The 14,922-nt window shown below is 72.4% G+C and carries 14 protein-coding genes; 4 read left to right on the top strand and 10 right to left on the bottom strand.

The window, feature by feature from the left end:
- Positions 1-275 precede the first annotated feature (275 nt).
- Positions 276-1,877 carry an alkaline phosphatase D family protein gene (locus SACSA_RS0112585; protein ID WP_019816288.1) on the top strand — a complete coding sequence of 534 codons (1,602 nt, stop codon included), beginning with the start codon at positions 276-278 and terminating at the stop codon, positions 1,875-1,877.
- A gap of 33 nt (positions 1,878-1,910) precedes the next feature.
- Here SACSA_RS0112585 and SACSA_RS0112580 read toward each other — a convergent pair whose 3' ends face one another.
- From SACSA_RS0112580 to SACSA_RS0112560, 5 genes are all read right to left on the bottom strand, one after another.
- Positions 1,911-2,624 carry a DUF2267 domain-containing protein gene (locus SACSA_RS0112580; protein ID WP_019816287.1) on the bottom strand — a complete coding sequence of 238 codons (714 nt, stop codon included), beginning with the start codon at positions 2,622-2,624 and terminating at the stop codon, positions 1,911-1,913.
- 145 nt (positions 2,625-2,769) lie between these two features.
- The gene (locus SACSA_RS24650; RefSeq protein ID WP_019816286.1) at positions 2,770-2,886 is read right to left on the bottom strand and encodes a methionine/alanine import family NSS transporter small subunit; all 117 of its coding nucleotides are present in this window, start codon (positions 2,884-2,886) and stop codon (positions 2,770-2,772) included.
- A complete protein-coding gene (locus SACSA_RS0112570; protein ID WP_019816285.1) occupies positions 2,886-4,409 on the bottom strand; it encodes a sodium-dependent transporter in 1,524 nt (507 codons plus the stop codon). Before SACSA_RS0112570 ends, SACSA_RS24650 begins: the two co-directional genes overlap by 1 nt.
- An 833-nt stretch (positions 4,410-5,242) precedes the next feature.
- The gene (locus tag SACSA_RS0112565; RefSeq protein WP_028661823.1) at positions 5,243-6,007 is read right to left on the bottom strand and encodes a tyrosine-protein phosphatase; all 765 of its coding nucleotides are present in this window, start codon (positions 6,005-6,007) and stop codon (positions 5,243-5,245) included.
- Between the two features lie 52 nt (positions 6,008-6,059).
- Complete coding sequence (locus SACSA_RS0112560) at positions 6,060-7,205, bottom strand: isocitrate/isopropylmalate dehydrogenase family protein (RefSeq protein ID WP_232212945.1); 1,146 nt, start codon at positions 7,203-7,205, stop codon at positions 6,060-6,062.
- 114 nt (positions 7,206-7,319) lie between these two features.
- Between SACSA_RS0112560 and SACSA_RS0112555 the strand changes: the two genes are divergently transcribed.
- The gene (locus tag SACSA_RS0112555; protein ID WP_019816282.1) at positions 7,320-7,736 is read left to right on the top strand and encodes a ChaB family protein; all 417 of its coding nucleotides are present in this window, start codon (positions 7,320-7,322) and stop codon (positions 7,734-7,736) included.
- 129 nt (positions 7,737-7,865) lie between these two features.
- Here the strand turns inward: SACSA_RS0112555 and ligD are convergent, their stop codons facing one another.
- The 4 genes from ligD to SACSA_RS22725 all read right to left on the bottom strand — a co-directional run bounded on the left by ligD (position 7,866) and on the right by SACSA_RS22725 (position 12,189).
- Positions 7,866-8,876 carry a non-homologous end-joining DNA ligase gene (gene ligD, locus SACSA_RS0112550; protein ID WP_019816281.1) on the bottom strand — a complete coding sequence of 337 codons (1,011 nt, stop codon included), beginning with the start codon at positions 8,874-8,876 and terminating at the stop codon, positions 7,866-7,868.
- Entirely contained in the window at positions 8,873-9,958 is a 1,086-nt protein-coding gene (locus SACSA_RS0112545; RefSeq protein WP_019816280.1) for an ATP-dependent DNA ligase, read from the bottom strand. The genes ligD and SACSA_RS0112545 overlap by 4 nt, the downstream gene beginning before the upstream one ends.
- Positions 9,959-10,024: 66 nt before the next feature.
- Positions 10,025-10,993, bottom strand: coding sequence for a sigma-70 family RNA polymerase sigma factor (locus tag SACSA_RS0112540; protein WP_019816279.1), 969 nt, complete (start codon positions 10,991-10,993; stop codon positions 10,025-10,027).
- 137 nt (positions 10,994-11,130) lie between these two features.
- Complete coding sequence (locus tag SACSA_RS22725) at positions 11,131-12,189, bottom strand: GlxA family transcriptional regulator (RefSeq protein WP_232212944.1); 1,059 nt, start codon at positions 12,187-12,189, stop codon at positions 11,131-11,133.
- A 71-nt stretch (positions 12,190-12,260) separates the two neighbouring features.
- Between SACSA_RS22725 and SACSA_RS0112530 the strand changes: the two genes are divergently transcribed.
- Positions 12,261-13,031: an NAD(P)H-dependent oxidoreductase gene (locus tag SACSA_RS0112530; protein WP_028661822.1), complete on the top strand. Its 771-nt coding sequence runs from the start codon at positions 12,261-12,263 to the stop codon at positions 13,029-13,031.
- A 47-nt stretch (positions 13,032-13,078) separates the two neighbouring features.
- Here SACSA_RS0112530 and SACSA_RS0112525 read toward each other — a convergent pair whose 3' ends face one another.
- Positions 13,079-13,309: a hypothetical protein gene (locus SACSA_RS0112525; protein ID WP_019816276.1), complete on the bottom strand. Its 231-nt coding sequence runs from the start codon at positions 13,307-13,309 to the stop codon at positions 13,079-13,081.
- A gap of 92 nt (positions 13,310-13,401) precedes the next feature.
- Here SACSA_RS0112525 and SACSA_RS0112520 point away from each other — a divergent pair, with 92 nt between their 5' ends.
- Positions 13,402-14,895 (top strand): aminotransferase-like domain-containing protein, encoded by a 1,494-nt coding sequence (locus tag SACSA_RS0112520; RefSeq protein ID WP_019816275.1) that lies wholly within the window; start codon positions 13,402-13,404, stop codon positions 14,893-14,895.
- The last annotated feature ends 27 nt before the right edge of the window (positions 14,896-14,922 follow it).

Genomic DNA, 14,922 nt, shown 5'->3' with positions numbered 1-14,922 from the left:
AAGGGTCTACCTCGTCGTCAACTTGCTTGTGGGGTGGCCACGGCGGTGGCCAGTCGTGCCGCCCATCGGCCCACCGCGACCGGCGGGCGTGCCGGTCCGGAACCCACACGCCCGGAACCGGGCACACCGGACACACCAGGCACACCAGCACGGTACCGCCGCGCGCGCCCGAGCGGGCGGCTCCGAGGTGCGCGACGTCGGATCGGGGTGAGGGCGTGACGCACGGCTCGCCCTGACCCACTGCCGTGCGCGGCCACCGGCACTAGCCTCGGGCCGTGGGAAACGCCGAACTCGTGCTGGGACCGGTGCTGCGGCACACCGACGACACCTCCGCCACCGTGTGGGTCGAGACGAGCGCGGCCTGTGCGGTCACCGTGCTCGGCACCACGGCACCGACCTTCGAGGTGTGCGGCCACCACTACGCGCTGGTGGTGCTGACCGGACTGGAGCCGGGCACCGGCTACGACTACACCGTCCGCCTGGACGGCCGGACGGTCTGGCCCGAGGCCGCGTCGCCGTTCCCGCCCAGTCGTATCCGCACCCTGCCCGGCACCGCCGACGCCCGGGTGCGGCTGGTCTTCGGGTCCTGCCGCACACCCGCAGCCCAACAGGGCCAGGGCAGAGACGCACTCGTGCGCTACGCACTCCGCATGGCCGGGTGGCCGCCGGGGGAGTGGCCGCAGGCACTCCTGCTGCTCGGCGACCAGGTCTACGCCGACGAACCCAGCGCCGAGACACGCCGATGGCTGGCCACCCGCCGTAACCTCGACGAACCGCCCGGCGCGGAGGTGCTCGATTTCGACGAGTACGCCCACCTTTACCTGGAGACGTGGTCCGACCCGGCCGTGCGGTGGCTGATGTCCACGGTGCCCGTCTCGATGATCTTCGACGACCACGACGTGCGCGACGACTGGAACACCTCGCAGGCGTGGCGGGAGCGGATGCGGCGGCGGCCGTGGTGGTCCGGCCGGCTCCGCAGCGCGTTCATGACGTACTGGGTGTATCAGCACCTCGGCAATCTCGGGCCCACCGAACTGGCCGACGACGCCACCGCCGCCGTCGTGCTGAACGGCCCGGGCGACAAGACGCCCGCGCTGCGCGCGCTCGCCGAGATCGCCGACGACGACCTTACCGGGGCGAAGGCCACCCGGTGGAGCTACCGGCGGATGTTCGGCCGAGTGTGCCTGCTCATGGTCGACAGCAGGGCGGGGCGCATCCTCGCGGGCGGGCGGCGGTCCATGCTCGACGAGGACGAGTTCCGCTGGGTGGAGCGCAACGCCGACACAGACTGTGACCACCTGCTGGTCGGCACCTCACTGCCCTGGCTGCTGCCGCCCGCGATCTCGCACGTCGAGTCGCTCAACGAAGTGGCCTGCCGCCGTCCCGGCCTGCGCGGCCGGGTGGCCGAGACGCTCCGGCAGGCGGTGGACCTCGAACACTGGGCCGCGTTCCGCTCCTCGTTCGACCGGCTGTCCCGGCTGCTCGCGCACATCGGCGGCGCGCCCGGCGCTCCGGCGTCGATCCTGGTGCTCTCCGGCGATGTGCACCACAGCTACATCGCCCGCGCCCGGTTCCCCGGGCCGATGCGCAGTGTGGTGCACCAGCTCACGTGTTCGCCGATGCACAACGCCGCGCCCCCGGTGCTCGCCGCCGCGTTCAGGGTGGCGTGGTCGAAACCGCTGGAACGGCTCACACGCTGGTGGTCCCGACGCGCGGGAGTGGCCCCGCCCGAGGTGCGCTGGTCGCGCACCGTCGGCCCGTGCTTCGGCAACGCCGTGATGACGCTGGAGCTGCGTGGCCGCCGTGCCGACGCGTTGCTCGAACGCGCCGGACCCGACGGGCTGGTCGATCAGGCCCGGATGCCGCTGGCCGCGTGACCCGCGCGATCGGGTGGTGGGTGCGGAACCGGGTCAGCCGGGCCGTCCGCCGGAACCGACGTCCGTGACCACCTGATCGATGCGTTCGGCCAGGCGCACGTCCGGCTCGGTGACCACGCCGGAGCCCGTGCTGACCGTGAAGGTGACCGCGTCGCCACTGCGGGAGACGCGCGCGTGGTCGTTGAACTCGGCTGCCACCCGCTGCACCTGGTTGACCAGGGGGTCGTGCCGGTCGGCGGGCAACCGGACCGTCCGGGAGATCCCGGTGCGGTCTCCCTCCCACTCGGGCAGGCGGCGCAGGACGCTCGCGACGTCGGTGTCGGACAGTTCGGTGGGTACCTCGCGGCGCACGCTTTCGGCGCGCCCCGGCGGCTCGCCGGTGGGTTCGAGCACGGCGAGCACGTCCGAGGCCAGTGTGGACCGCAGGTGGTCGACGAGTGCGGGATCGCCCGCGCGCAGAGCCCTGATCACCGCCTGGGTGAGGTAGCGGGCGCGCTCGGCGCCGACCCCGAGCCGGTGCCCGGCCTCGACGACCAGCCCGGCACCGTCGCGAATCTCCGGAGGCCCCGGCACCTCGGCGGCGTTCTCCAGCGAGCCGGGCAGGCTTTCGGCCACGCGGTCCCGGTCCGCCGGTGACAGGCAGTGCGCCAGGGTGGCCAGAACCGCCGCGACCGTCTCCCGGGCCTCCCGGGTGCCGCCCAGTTCGGCGTCGCGGCGTACCCACTCGATGAGGTCCTGGTACTTCACGCGTGCCCTCCTCGCTCACTCGGGTGCGCTCTGCGGCTACCCCGCCGCACGGCTGCTATGCACCCGCCCACGTGCGCAGGCCCCCTTCCCCGCACTGCGACGGGGAAGGGGGCCTGCGTGGTGAGACGGAGAGTGAGCGGACGGCTCAGAGCTCCTCGTCGGGACGGTCCGGGTGCCTGCGCAGCAGCAGGATCGAGACGGCGAGCCCGCCCCACACCAGGAGGATGGAAATGATCAGCATGATGATGGCGCCGGTCGACATCAGCGCTGCACCCCTTCCACGTCGGTGGTCGCGGGCTCGGGCTGCCTACCGCCCTTCCAGGGCAGCAGCGACAGCACGATCCCGCCGACGATCGCTCCGATGGCCACGGCCCAGCCCGCGCCGAGCAGGAAGCCGGTGGAATAGCCCTCGTAGTTCTCGGCGAGTTCGGCGCTGAGGCTGTCCCACATCATCCAGCCGAGCACCACCGGGGTGACCACGCCGAGGGTGATCCGCCACAGCAGGCCGACCCGCACGGCCGAGGACTCGTTGGCGTGGTCGGACAGCGGCTTGAGGCCGCGCACCAGCCAGGCCACGACGACCACCGCGACCAGCCCGGCGAGCGCGATGCCGTACTGGTTGATGAAGTGGTCGACCACGTCGAGGAAGTGCACGCCGTGCGTGGTGGGGAAGAGCACGATGGACACCACGGCGGTCACGCCGCCCACGATCAGCACGGCGGGCACGCGGCGCAGCCCGGTGCGGTCGGCCACCGACGCGACGACCACCTGCACGATGCTGATCAGCGAGGTCAGTCCGGCGATGGTGAGCGAGGCGAAGAAGACCACGCCGAACACCTCGCCCGCGGGCATGCTGGAGATGATCTCGGGGAAGGCGACGAACGCGAGGCCGATGCCACTGGTGGCGACCTCACCGACCGGCTCGCCCGTGCTGGCCGCCATGAATCCGAGCGTGGCGAACACGCCGATGCCCGCCAGGATCTCGAACGAGCTGTTCGCGAAACCCGCCACCAGCGCCGAGCCGGAGAGGTCGGCGCGGCGGCGCAGGTAGGACGCGTAGGTGATCATGATGCCGAAGCCGACGGAGAGCGAGAAGAAGATCTGCCCGTACGCGGCCACCCACACGCTGCCGTCGGTGATCGCCGACCAGTCCGGGGAGAACAGGGCATCGAGGCCCGCGCTGGCGCCGGGCAGCGTCAGCGCGCGGCCCACCAGGATCAAGAACAGCACCGCGAGCAGGGGGATGAAGATACGCGCTGCCCGTTCGATGCCCCGCCGCACGCCGATCGCGAGCACGGCGAGCGTGACCACCCAGACCGCGATGAGGGGCACGGCAACGGCGCCGACGTAGGAGAACTCGCCGGTGGGGGCGTCCGACAGCCGCAGGAAGTCCTCGAACAGGAACGCCTCGGGGTCGTCACCCCAGGACGTGCCTACCGAGAAGCCGGTGAACATGACCGCCCACGCGATGATCAGGGCGTAGTAGACGGCGATGACGAAACAGATGATGACCTGCCACCAGCCGATGGGCTGGGCCGGTTTCGACAGCCGGAGGAACGCAGTGGGTGGGGAGGCGCGGTACTTGTGGCCGATGGTGTATTCGAGGATGAGCAGCGGGATGCCCGCCGTCAGCAGGGCCACCAGGTAGGGGAGGAGAAACGCCCCGCCGCCGTTCTCGTAGGCGACGTACGGGAAGCGCCAGATGTTCCCCAGGCCGACGGCCGAACCGATCGCGGCCAGGAGGAATCCCGCCCGGGTGCCCCACTGCTCACGTTGTTCCTGCATACAGCTTCCGTCTCGTTCGTCTGTCTATCGTTCGATCGGGTGAGATCGAGCAGACTCTAACGCGTGCTTTACACCGCTGTCGCGTCCACCACGGTCGTAGGGCCCCCACGGGCAGCGGACATGCGCGGATCGTACCCCGCACCCCCCACCCCTGCCGCCCGCGAGTTGCCCCCTCCCGCCCGCGAGTTGCCCCTTCCGGTCCGCGAGTTGCCCCTTCCCGTGCGGGAGTTGCCCCTTCGCGTCGGCGAGTACGCTCGCGCGGCTCACGGTGTTGCCCCTATCGCCCGGGTATCGATGCGGTCCGGGCACAGCGTGGTTAGGGGTGCCGAACCGCTCGGCGATGATCTGGGGCGTGGTTGGGCAGCATGATGCCGCCCGAGCCGAGCGGGGACGATCGCGTGTGTCCACTCGGGCCGCCTCCGAGCGTGCTGCCAGACGCGCGCTTCGTCGTGCGTGTGGCGATGCCCCCGAGGGCGGCTCGCGGTGGCTTCCGGCATCCGCGTGGCCCGTTGGAGCAAGCCGAGGACTCTCAGCGGTGTCGCGAACGGTTCCGCCTCACGCCTGGGAAGTGTGCATCGCTCCCTTCCGGGAACTCGACCGCTGTCACGGGCACTCGCATCTCATCCGGGTGTGACTCCGCAGTCAGCGCGACAGGGCGCATTCGCGAGCTGCGCGGCGCGACTCGCGCGCTGTAAACGGCAGCTCGGGCGCTGTGAAGGGAAACTCGAGCGCTGTAACAGGCAACTCGCGGACGGGAAAGGGCAACTCGCGGGCTGTGAAGGGCAACTCGCGGGTGGTGAAGGGCAACTCGCGCGCTGGTGGGAACGGTCGGGTTAGCTGCGGAGTTTGCGGTAGAGGGTTTCGGCCTCGTCGTCGGTGAAGCCGTTGCGGGCGAGAACGTCGAGCACGCCGCCGTGCCGCCGGTCGACCTGCTCCAGGAACGCCTCCATCGTCTCCGCGCGCGGGCGGTGCCGGTCCTCCGGAACACTGTCCACGTCGCCCGCGTAGGTCGGCGAGCCGCGCAACCGGGCGAGAATCCGCGGCAACCGCTGCCCGGTCGCGGCGTAGTCGCGCACGATGTCCTCACGCCGCGCCCCCGCGATGGTGAGCGCGAACGCCACCACGACGCCCGTCCGGTCCTTGCCCGCCGCGCAGTGCACCAGCGCAGCCCCCGGCGAATCGTTCACCGCCCGCAGCGCGCCGACGATGCTGTCCGGCCGGTGCTCGACGTAGCCGAGGTAGTGGGCGCACGACGGGTCGCCAGGGTAGCGTTCCTCCTCCCGCTTACGGCGCACCAGCAGGGCCTCGGCGCCCCCGTCGTAGGCGTGGTCGGGCAGCAGCGAGTGGTTGACATGCGTGATGTGACCGAGCCGCGTCAGGGGAGCGGGGCCCTCCGCGCTCACCTCGGACGGCGAGCGCAGGTCGACCACGGTGCTCAGCCGCAGCTGATCGGTCAGCAGCGCGATGTCGGCGGGGGAGAGGTCCTGCAGGTTGTCCGCCCGCAGCAGCCGCCCCGGCGTGGTCTTGTCACCGTCGTCGGTCGGAATGCCACCGACGTCACGAACGTTCACGGCGCCGTCGAGTTCAAGCCACAACACAGCGGCCATTGTTCCAGTACCGAGCCCTCGACGGCCAGGACCGCCGTATCGGTCACACCCGTAGAGCGGCGATCACGGCGTCGGCGACGGCCCGGGCCCCGCCCGGTACCGTGCCGTCGGCGGCCACGCGGACACCGCCCGTGTCCAGTACCGAGGCCACGGTCTCCTCCAGCCTCCGGGCCGCGTCGTCGTGGCCGAGGTGGTCGAGCAGCATGCCCGCGGCGAGCAGTTGCCCGACCGGATTGGCCCTCTCCTGCCCGGCGAGCTCCGGTGCGCTGCCGTGGACGGGCTCGAAGTAGGCCGGACCGTCGCCGATGTTGCCCGCCGGGCACAGGCCGATGCCGCCGACCGTGGCGCCGCCGAGGTCGCTGAGCACGTCGCCGAGGAAGTTCTCCGTCACCAGGACGTCGAAGTGCCCGGGGCGCAGCACGAGGTCCTGCGCGGCGGCGTCGGCGTAGCGGTACTCCAGCTCCACGTCCGGGTATCCGGCGGCTGCCTCGGTGACCATCTCCCGGAACAGGGCGTGACTGCGCAGCACGTTGCTCTTGTCGACGCAGGTGACGCGGCGCACGCCGTCGGCGGGAGCGCCCGAGCGCCGCGCGGCCAGCTCGAACGCCCTCCGCGCCACCCGCAGCGACCCCTCGCGCGTGGTCAGCAGGGTGTCGCTGACCGCCCAGCGATTGCCGACCCCCTTGCCGCGCGAGGCGTACAGGCCCTCGGTGTTCTCCCGCACGAGCACGTAGTCGATCGCGCTGTCGGCAGGGCCGGCGCGGCCCTGGCCGCGCCACCCGCCGGGGCTGCGAGCGCGCGAGGGGGAGAGGGCCGAGTCCACCCCGGGCAGCAGGCGCACCGGACGCACGTTGGCGTAGGTGTCCAGACCGGTGCGCAGGACGCCGCCCAGCACTCCCGCTTCGACGCCGTCCGGGGTGCGCACCTCCGGCAGCCCGACCGGACCCTTCAGCGTGGCCTCGACGTCCTCGCGCACCCGCCGGAGGTCCTCCGGCGAACACGCCTCGCCGGTGCGGCGGTAGGTGTCCGCGCCCGCGTCGATCTCGACCACGTCGAGCGCGAACGGCGTGGCCATCCGAGTGGTGAGTACCTCGAGAACCGACAGCGTGGCCGCCACGATCTCCGGTCCGATCCCGTCGCCGGGGATGACGCCGATCCGCCTGTGCCGCACGGGAGCCGAGTCTCGCACGCCTCTCCTCGGCCCGCCTTCGACGCCCGGCCACGCGGGGTGGCGGTTTGGCACGGTGACGGACCGGAAAACCGCCGTGTGGCGGAGCAGAGCACACAAGGCAGGTGAGGGGTCATGCCGGGACGCCAGGAGTTACCCAGCACGTTGCAGCGGTCGCCGGAGAAGGCGCAGCGCACGTGGATCGAGGCGCACGACTCGGCCGTGGAGACCTACGGCGAGGGCCGGCGCGCGCACCAGACCGCGTACTCCGCGCTCAAGCACCAGTTCGAGAAGGTCGGCGACCACTGGGAACCCAAGGAGAGCAAGGGTCCCTCCGACAAGCAGGCGCGTCGCGGCGCCGGGCAGCCGAGCGCCTCAACGGCGGGCGGAGTGGACGCCAACGCCAGCAAGCACCACCTCTACGAGCGCGCGCAGGAGCTCGACATCCCGGGCCGCTCGTCGATGAACAAGAAGGAACTCGTCGACGCCCTGCAAAAGGCCAGCGGCAGGCAGACCGCGCGGGCGCGGGAGGGCCGCAAGAACCGGTCCTGACCGGCTCGGCGCGAAGCGGGCCGGGGCGTGTCCGCGGACGGAGGCTGCCCGTGGCGAGGCGGCCCGGGGCCGCTCGCCGTCACCGCACCCGGTATGCCCGGCCGGGCGTGCTCCGCGTCTGCGCGGGGGTCACGGCGTCGTGCGGCGCGCCCGGCTCGGCGCCACGCGAGGCGGTTCGTTCGGCTGCTTGGGATACACCGGAGGCCATGGCGCGTCCATTCGCCCCTCCGCGAGATCTCGCCGGGAGAGTTCGAGCAGTGGCTCCAGCGAGCAGGGATCGGCGCGCATCGCCTCCCACGGATCGCCGCGCTCGGCCAGGCGGCCCGGCACGGTGGCCAGCGTCAGCTCTGCCGGGACGACGTCGGGCAGTTCGTCCCAGCCGATCGGCGTGGAGACCGGCGCGTCGGCGCGCGGGCGCACGCACCACGCCCCGAACACGGTCTTGTGCGGAGCGTTCTGGTTGTAGTCGACGAACACGCGGCTGCCGCGCTCCTCTTTCCACCACTGCGCGGTGATCAGATCGGGATGCTCGCGCTGCAGCGCCCGCGCCAGGGCGACCGCGCCCGCGCGCACCTGGTAGCTGTCCCAGCGCGGCTCCAGCGGCACGTACAGGTGCAGGCCGCGTGAGCCCGTGGTCTTGACGTAGGCCGTGAGTCCGAGCCCGCCGAGGAACTCGCGGGCCAGCAGCGCCGCCTGGCGGACCTGCGCGAACGTCACCCCGGGCGAAGGGTCGAGATCCACCCGCAGCTCGTCGACGACCTCCGGGGTGTCGGCGTGGAACGGCCACACGTGAAAGCCCAGGCAGCCGAGATTGACCGCCCACAGCACGTGGGCGAGGTCGGCGGCAACCAGCGCGTCGGCGGTGGTGCCGTTCGGCGTGGTGACCACGGTGGTGCGCAGCCACGGCGGCACCGACTTCGGCACCCGCTTCTGGAACCACGACTTGCCGCCTGCCCCGGAAGGGTGGCGTTCCATCAGCAGCGGCCGTCCGCCGAGCGTGGCCAGCACCGGGCCGGAGACGGCCTGGTAGTAGCGCACGAGGTCGAGCTTGGTCTCGCCCCGCTGCCCGAAGAACACCTTCTCCGGGCTGGAGATCGGCACGTCCGTGCCGTCGACCTCGATCAGCACCGTGTCGCTCATCGCGTCTCCACCCCGCGCACCTCGTCGAACAGCGTGGTGAGCTCGGCGGGGGCCACCTCGTCGAGCTGGGCGTAGGTGCACGAGGCCGGGTCGCGGTCCGGGCGGAACCGCACGAGCCTTCCGCCGTGGCGGAAGCGCCCGGCCTGCACGTGCTCGTAGCGCACCTCGGCCACGCGGGCGATGCGCAGCGGCTCCCACGAGAGATCCTTGCCCGCGTTCCACCGGCTCAGCCCGCCCGGCATGCGGCCCGCCTGCTCGTCGGCGGAGGCCCAGTCGCGCCACGGGTGCTCGTCGAACGCCCCCTCACGCAGGGGGGCCAGCTCGTCCACCAGCTCGGCGCGGCGGCGCGCGGCGAAGCTGCTCGCGACACCGACATGGTGCAGGGTGCCCGCCTCGTCGTAGAGGCCGAGCAGCAGTGATCCGACACCGCGCCCGTCCTTGTGCCACCGGAACCCGGCCACCACGCAGTCGGCGGTGCGTTCGTGCTTGACCTTCCACATCGCGCGCCGGTCCTGCTGGTACGGCGTGTCCGGGGCCTTCGCCATCACGCCGTCGAAGCCGGCGCCCTCGAAACGGGTGAACCAGTCCCGGGCGGTGTCGGGGTCGTCGGTCAGCGGGGTGAGGTGCACCCGGGTGGGCGTGGTGTTCAGGGCCTGCTCCAACAACCGCCGTCGCCGCGCGAACGGTTCGGCGGTGAGGTCGCGGTCGTCGAGGGCGAGCAGGTCGAAGGCGACGAAGCTGGCCGGAGTCTCGGCGGCCAGCTTGCGCACGCGGGAGGCGGCCGGGTGCAGGCGGTTCTGCAGGGTGTCGAAATCCAGGCCCTCCCCGGTGACCACGACGATCTCGCCGTCGACCACGCACCGCGCGGGCAGCGCCTCGGCCAGAGGCTCGCGCAGGTCCGGGAAGTACCGCGTCAGCGGCCGGTCGTTGCGGGAGCCGAGTTCCAGCTCGTCGCCGTCCCGGAACACCACGCAGCGGAAGCCGTCCCACTTGGGTTCGTAGTACAGCCCCGGCGTCTCCGGCAGCTCACGCACCAGCGCGGCCAGCATCGGCCGCACCGGGGGCAGGACGGGCAACTCCACGCACCGATCCTAGAGCGCGCGGCGTCATCCGGCACCCGCGACGATGCCGACGACGGTGTGGGCGCCTCAGCTCGCCCAGTCGAGCAAGGGCTCGCTGCGGTGTGGGTCGCGCAACATCTCCATGCCGCGCTGCTCCAGGGTGCGCACCCGCTTGCGGCTCAACCCGAGCCGCTGCGCGATCTCCGGGATCGTGTGCTGGTGGCCGTCCCGCAACCCGTAGCGCAGGGACACCACCGCCGCCTCCGAGGCGGGCAGGCTGTCCAGCGCGGCCTTGAGCTCGTCGGTCATCGCCTGCCGCTCGATGCCCTCGCCGACCGCGGGCACGGCGCCGTCGGTGACCAGGTCACCGAGGTGCAGCTCGCCGTCCTCGTCCAGCGGCACGTCCAGGCTCACGGTCGACTTGCCCGCCTGACGCAACGCCACCACGCGCTCCACCGGCATGCCGGCGGCCTCGGCCAGCTCCTCGACGGTCGGCTCGTGGTCGCTGTGGGCCTGCAGCGTGCGCTCCAGCCGATCGAGCTTGGCGACCTGCTCGCCGACGTGCATGGGCAGCCGGATGGTGTTCGCCTGGAACGCGTTGCCGCGCTGGATGGCCTGCCGGATCCACCACATCGCGTAGGTCGAGAACTTGTAGCCCTTGGCGTAGTCGAACTTCTCCACCGCGCGGATCAGCCCGAGGTTGCCCTCCTGGATGGCGTCGAGCAACGGGAGGCTGGTGTGCCGGTTCTTGCGGGCCGCCGTCACCACGAGCCGGAGGTTCGCGCGCACCATGTGGTCCTTGGCCCTGGCGCCGTCGCGCGCGAGGAGCCGCAGGTCGCGCCGGTCGGCCGGAAGTGTGCCCTCGCCCGCGTCGGCCCGGCGCAGGAGTTCGGCGGCGTAGACGCCCGCCTCGATCCGCTTGGCGAGTTCGACCTCCTCGTTGGCCGTGAGCAGCGACGTCGTGCCGACCTCGTCGAGGTAGTAGCGGACGATGTCGGGCTCCTCGGTGGCCCCCCGGCCACGCCCGCGGGTCGCGGTCAGTGTCGCGTCAGCCAATTCTGCACCCTCCTTCTGGTAAGGCAACGCGGGCGAAGGCGCGGACATTCCGTGCACACCACACCCACGCCCGGCGACGCGGCCGGGCGTGGGGACAGGGTGGTGTCTCCGATGGCACAACGCGACGGCGCGCCCCCTCATTCCCGTGCGGGCTCGGCGGAGCGCTCCGGCGTGCCGCCGGTGTCGGCCGTGCCGTCGGAACCGGCACGGAGCCCGGCCCCCCGGAAAGTGCCGCGGTAGGCGCTCGGCGACACCCCCAGCGTCGCGCGCAGGTGCTGCCGCAGCGACACCGCTGTCCCGAACCCGACGGCCGTCGCGATCCGCTCGACCGGCAGGTCGGTGCGTTCCAGGAGCTGGCGGGCCCGTTCCACGCGGCGCTGGAGCAGCCAACGCCCGGGCGAGACACCCACCTCGCGGCGGAAGCGGCGGGTGAACGTGCGGGTGCTCATCGACGCCCGCGCGGCGAGATCGGCCAGGGTCAGCGGCCGGTCGAGGCGTTCGAGCGCCCACTCGCGCGCCTGGGCCGTGGCGGCGCCGTGCGGTTGGTCGGCGGGGCCCGGCAGCGACACGTACTGCGCCTGACCGCCCTCTCGATGCGGAGGCACGACCGTGCGGCGTGCCACGTCGTTGGCCACCGCCGCGCCGTGGTCGCCGCGGATCATGTGCAGGCACAGATCGATTCCGGCCGCCTCGCCCGCGGCGGTCAGCACGTCACCGGAGTCGGTGTAGAGCACGTCCGGGTCGAGTTCGACCGCGGGGTGGCGGCGGCGGAACTCCTCCGCCGAGAGCCAATGCGTGGTGGCCCGGCGCCCGTCCAGCAGTCCGGCCGCGGCGAGCACGAACGCCCCCGTGCAGACCGAGGCGATCCGCGTGCCCGGGGTGATGCGGCCCAGCGCCTCCGCGAGCGGCGGGGACAGCTCGCCGGTGGTCTCCGTCGCGTCGGGGTCGTGGCTGCCGGGGATGACGACCGTGTCGGCCTCGGCGAGCAGCTCAGGACCGTGTTCGACCCGCAGGGTGAAGTCGGCGTCGGTGCGCACCGAGACGGGCGCGGGCGCGGGGGCGCAGGTACGCACGTCGTAGAGCACGTCGCCCTCGGGAGAGCGCGCCGTGCCGAACAGCTGGTGCACCAGGCCCAGTTCCAGGGGGAGCACGCCGTCCCGGGCCAGAACCGCCACCCGGTGTCTCGTCGCGCACATGGCTGGATTCTTGCACATGATGTCCGTCGAGCCACTCGTCCGGGGTGCCGAAGGCGAGCATGCTCAGCGGCATGAAGGTTCTCTGGATCACCGCTCACCCCGACCCCCGCTCGTTGACCGCCGCGCTCGCCTGCGAGGGCGTGCGGGCGCTGACCGGGCTCGGGCACGAGGTCCGGGTGCGCGATCTCTACGCGATGAAGTGGAACCCGGTCGTCGACGCGGCCGACTTCGACCACGACCCGGGCCGCCGGCTGCACGTCGGCGCCGCGGCGAAGCAGGCCCACCGGGAGGGGCGGTTGTGCCCGGAGATCCGCGCCGAGCAGGACCACCTGCGCTGGTCCGACACCGTCGTGTGGCAGTTTCCGCTGTGGTGGCACGGGATGCCCGCGATCCTGAAGGGATGGATCGACCGGGTGTTCGTCAACGGCTTCGCCTACGGAGTCACCGACCCCGCCACCGGCGCGACACTGCGTTACGGCGACGGCGGATTGAAGGGCAGGAGGGCGCTCGTGGTCACCACCATCGGGGGACGGGAGTCCGCCTTCGGGCCGCGGGGCGTGCACGGCGCGCTGGAGGATCTTCTCTTCCCGATCCAGCACGGGATCAGCTTCTACGCCGGCATGGCGCCCTTGGCTCCGTTCGCCGTCTACGGTGCGGACCGGTCCACTGACAGTGACTACGCCGAAGCGGCGGCCCGCTTGCGCGCGCGCCTGGCCTCCCTGCCGGAGGAGGAGCCGGTGCCCTTCCGGCGCCAGGACAGCGGGGACTACGACGAGGAGCTGGTGCTGCGTCCCGAGGTCGCGCCGGGGCGGACCGGCCTCGCCGCCCACTACCGCCGATAGGCCCGCATCGGGCCACCGCGCCGGTGACGCGGTGGCCCGGACTCCCGTTACCGCGAGGGAAGGGCCGGCTGGGCCCGCCGGCCGCTCAGGGCGTCGATGTAGGCCTCGACGCGGTCGGCGTGTGCCTGACCGGCGAGCCAGACCACGAGCGCTCCCTTCGCGATGGTCCGTGCGAACGGAGGATCGACGTCCGGGTCCGGGATCGGCAGCACCACGGCCCTGCCGACGGCCGCCAGCAGGGCGGCGGTGACGACCACGAACGACACGGTGACGAGCACGGTACCTTCCTCTCTCGATTGGTCCGGGCCACTTTCATTCATGACCTTCTGTCTTCTAGAGTCCGGGAAATGGTGGACTGGAGGTAGGGCCAATGGGTGGCGAAGTGGACCGTTTTCAGCACGGGGCCGCACTGGCCATGCTGCTGGGCGACTGGAGTACCGGCCCCGGGCCGCTGTACCGCAAGCTCGCGGACGCGCTGGCACGCGCGGCGGAGGACGGCGCCCTCGCGGCGGGCGAGCGGCTGCCTTCCGAGCGCGAACTGTCCCGTTCGCTCGCCGTGAGCCGGGCCACGGTCGTGACGGCCTACGAGGAGTTGCGCACGCGCGGCGTGCTCGACCGCAGGCAGGGAAGCGGTACGCGGATCAGCGGCGACAGGCGCCCGCCCCGGGCCGACGGTCGCGTGCAGAACGGCTCGGGCACCGCCATCATGCAGCGTCTCATCGACGGCACCGGGCCGTTGATCTCGCTGAGCTGCGCGGCGGACGAGGGGGTGCCGGAGGTGGCGCGTGCCCTTGAGGAGGTGGCCCGTGACGACATCGCCGACCTGCTCGCCGACCCGGGTTATCACCCGAGAGGGTTGCCCGCGCTGCGCAGCGCGGTGGCCGAGCACTACACGGCGCAGGGTCTGCCGACCTCGCCCGACGAAGTCCTGATCACCTCCGGCGCGCACCAGGCGCTCGTCCTGCTCGCCGAGGTCTACCTGCGCGCGGCGCCGTCGGTCGTGGTGGAGGCGCCGAGCTGGTCGCCGTGCCTGGACATCTTCCGCCAGCACGACGCCGACCTGGTGCCCGTGCCGCTCGACGACGAGGGCATCGAGCCCACCGCGCTGGCCGCCGCGCTCGCCGAGCGCAATCCCGCGCTGGTGTACGTGATGCCCACCTTCCACAATCCGACCGGACGGCTGATGTCGGCCGCGCGCAGGCGGCGTGTCGCCGAGCTGGCGGCGCGGCACGGCGTCGCGGTGGTCGAGGACAACGCCTACGCCGGGGACCGGCTCACCCCCGGGGACGTGGCCTTGCCCAGCCCGCTGGCCGGGTACGCGCCGCGCGGGTGCGAGACGCTGACCGTCGAGTCACTCAAAGGCGTCTGGGGCGGGCTGCGGGTCGGCTGGGTCCGGGGTCCCGTGGGCATCATCGAGCGGTGTGCCCGGCGCAAGGCGATGGCCGATCTGGGTAGTCCGCTGATCGAGCAATCCGTGGCCGCCCGGTTGGTGCCACGGCTGGGCGAGCTGGGGGAGCGCCGCGCCCGGGTTCAGCTCGATCACTGCACGTTGCTCGAAACGCTGCTGGCCGAGCGGCTTCCCGAGTGGCGGTGGCGGCGTCCGGACGGCGGGTCGTCGCTGTGGGTGGCGCTGCCCGAGGGGCATGACGCCGGCGTGTTCGCCCAGCTCGCGCTCCGGCACGGGGTTGAGATCGTGCCCGGGTCGATGATGGACCCCACGGGCCGCCACGACAGCTACCTGCGGATTCCGTTCCTGCGTGAGCCCGACGTGCTCGCGGAGCTGGTGGACCGGCTGGCCGCCGCGTGGACGGAGCTGTGCCGGCACGGCCCGCGCGACGACACCCCGCTGCGCCCGGTGGTCTGAGCCGCGCGGCGGTCGTGTGGGCGACCA

It is taken from the genome of Saccharomonospora saliphila YIM 90502, from assembly GCF_000383795.1.
Lineage (GTDB): Bacteria > Actinomycetota > Actinomycetes > Mycobacteriales > Pseudonocardiaceae > Saccharomonospora > Saccharomonospora saliphila.
This window is presented reverse-complemented; position numbering and strand designations above follow the sequence as displayed.

Excerpts from the sequence above, each read along its gene's own strand:
- ligD (WP_019816281.1), bottom strand. The coding sequence starts at position 8,876 with ATGAGCGACACGGTGCTGATCGAGGTCGACGGCACGGACGTGCCGATC.
- SACSA_RS24650 (WP_019816286.1), bottom strand. The coding sequence starts at position 2,886 with ATGTCGACCGGCGCCATCATCATGCTGATCATTTCCATCCTCCTGGTG.
- SACSA_RS0112570 (WP_019816285.1), bottom strand. The coding sequence starts at position 4,409 with ATGCAGGAACAACGTGAGCAGTGGGGCACCCGGGCGGGATTCCTCCTG.
- SACSA_RS0112520 (WP_019816275.1), top strand. The coding sequence starts at position 13,402 with ATGGGTGGCGAAGTGGACCGTTTTCAGCACGGGGCCGCACTGGCCATG.
- SACSA_RS0112555 (WP_019816282.1), top strand. The coding sequence starts at position 7,320 with ATGCCGGGACGCCAGGAGTTACCCAGCACGTTGCAGCGGTCGCCGGAG.
- SACSA_RS22725 (WP_232212944.1), bottom strand. The coding sequence starts at position 12,189 with ATGTGCGCGACGAGACACCGGGTGGCGGTTCTGGCCCGGGACGGCGTG.
- SACSA_RS0112530 (WP_028661822.1), top strand. The coding sequence starts at position 12,261 with ATGAAGGTTCTCTGGATCACCGCTCACCCCGACCCCCGCTCGTTGACC.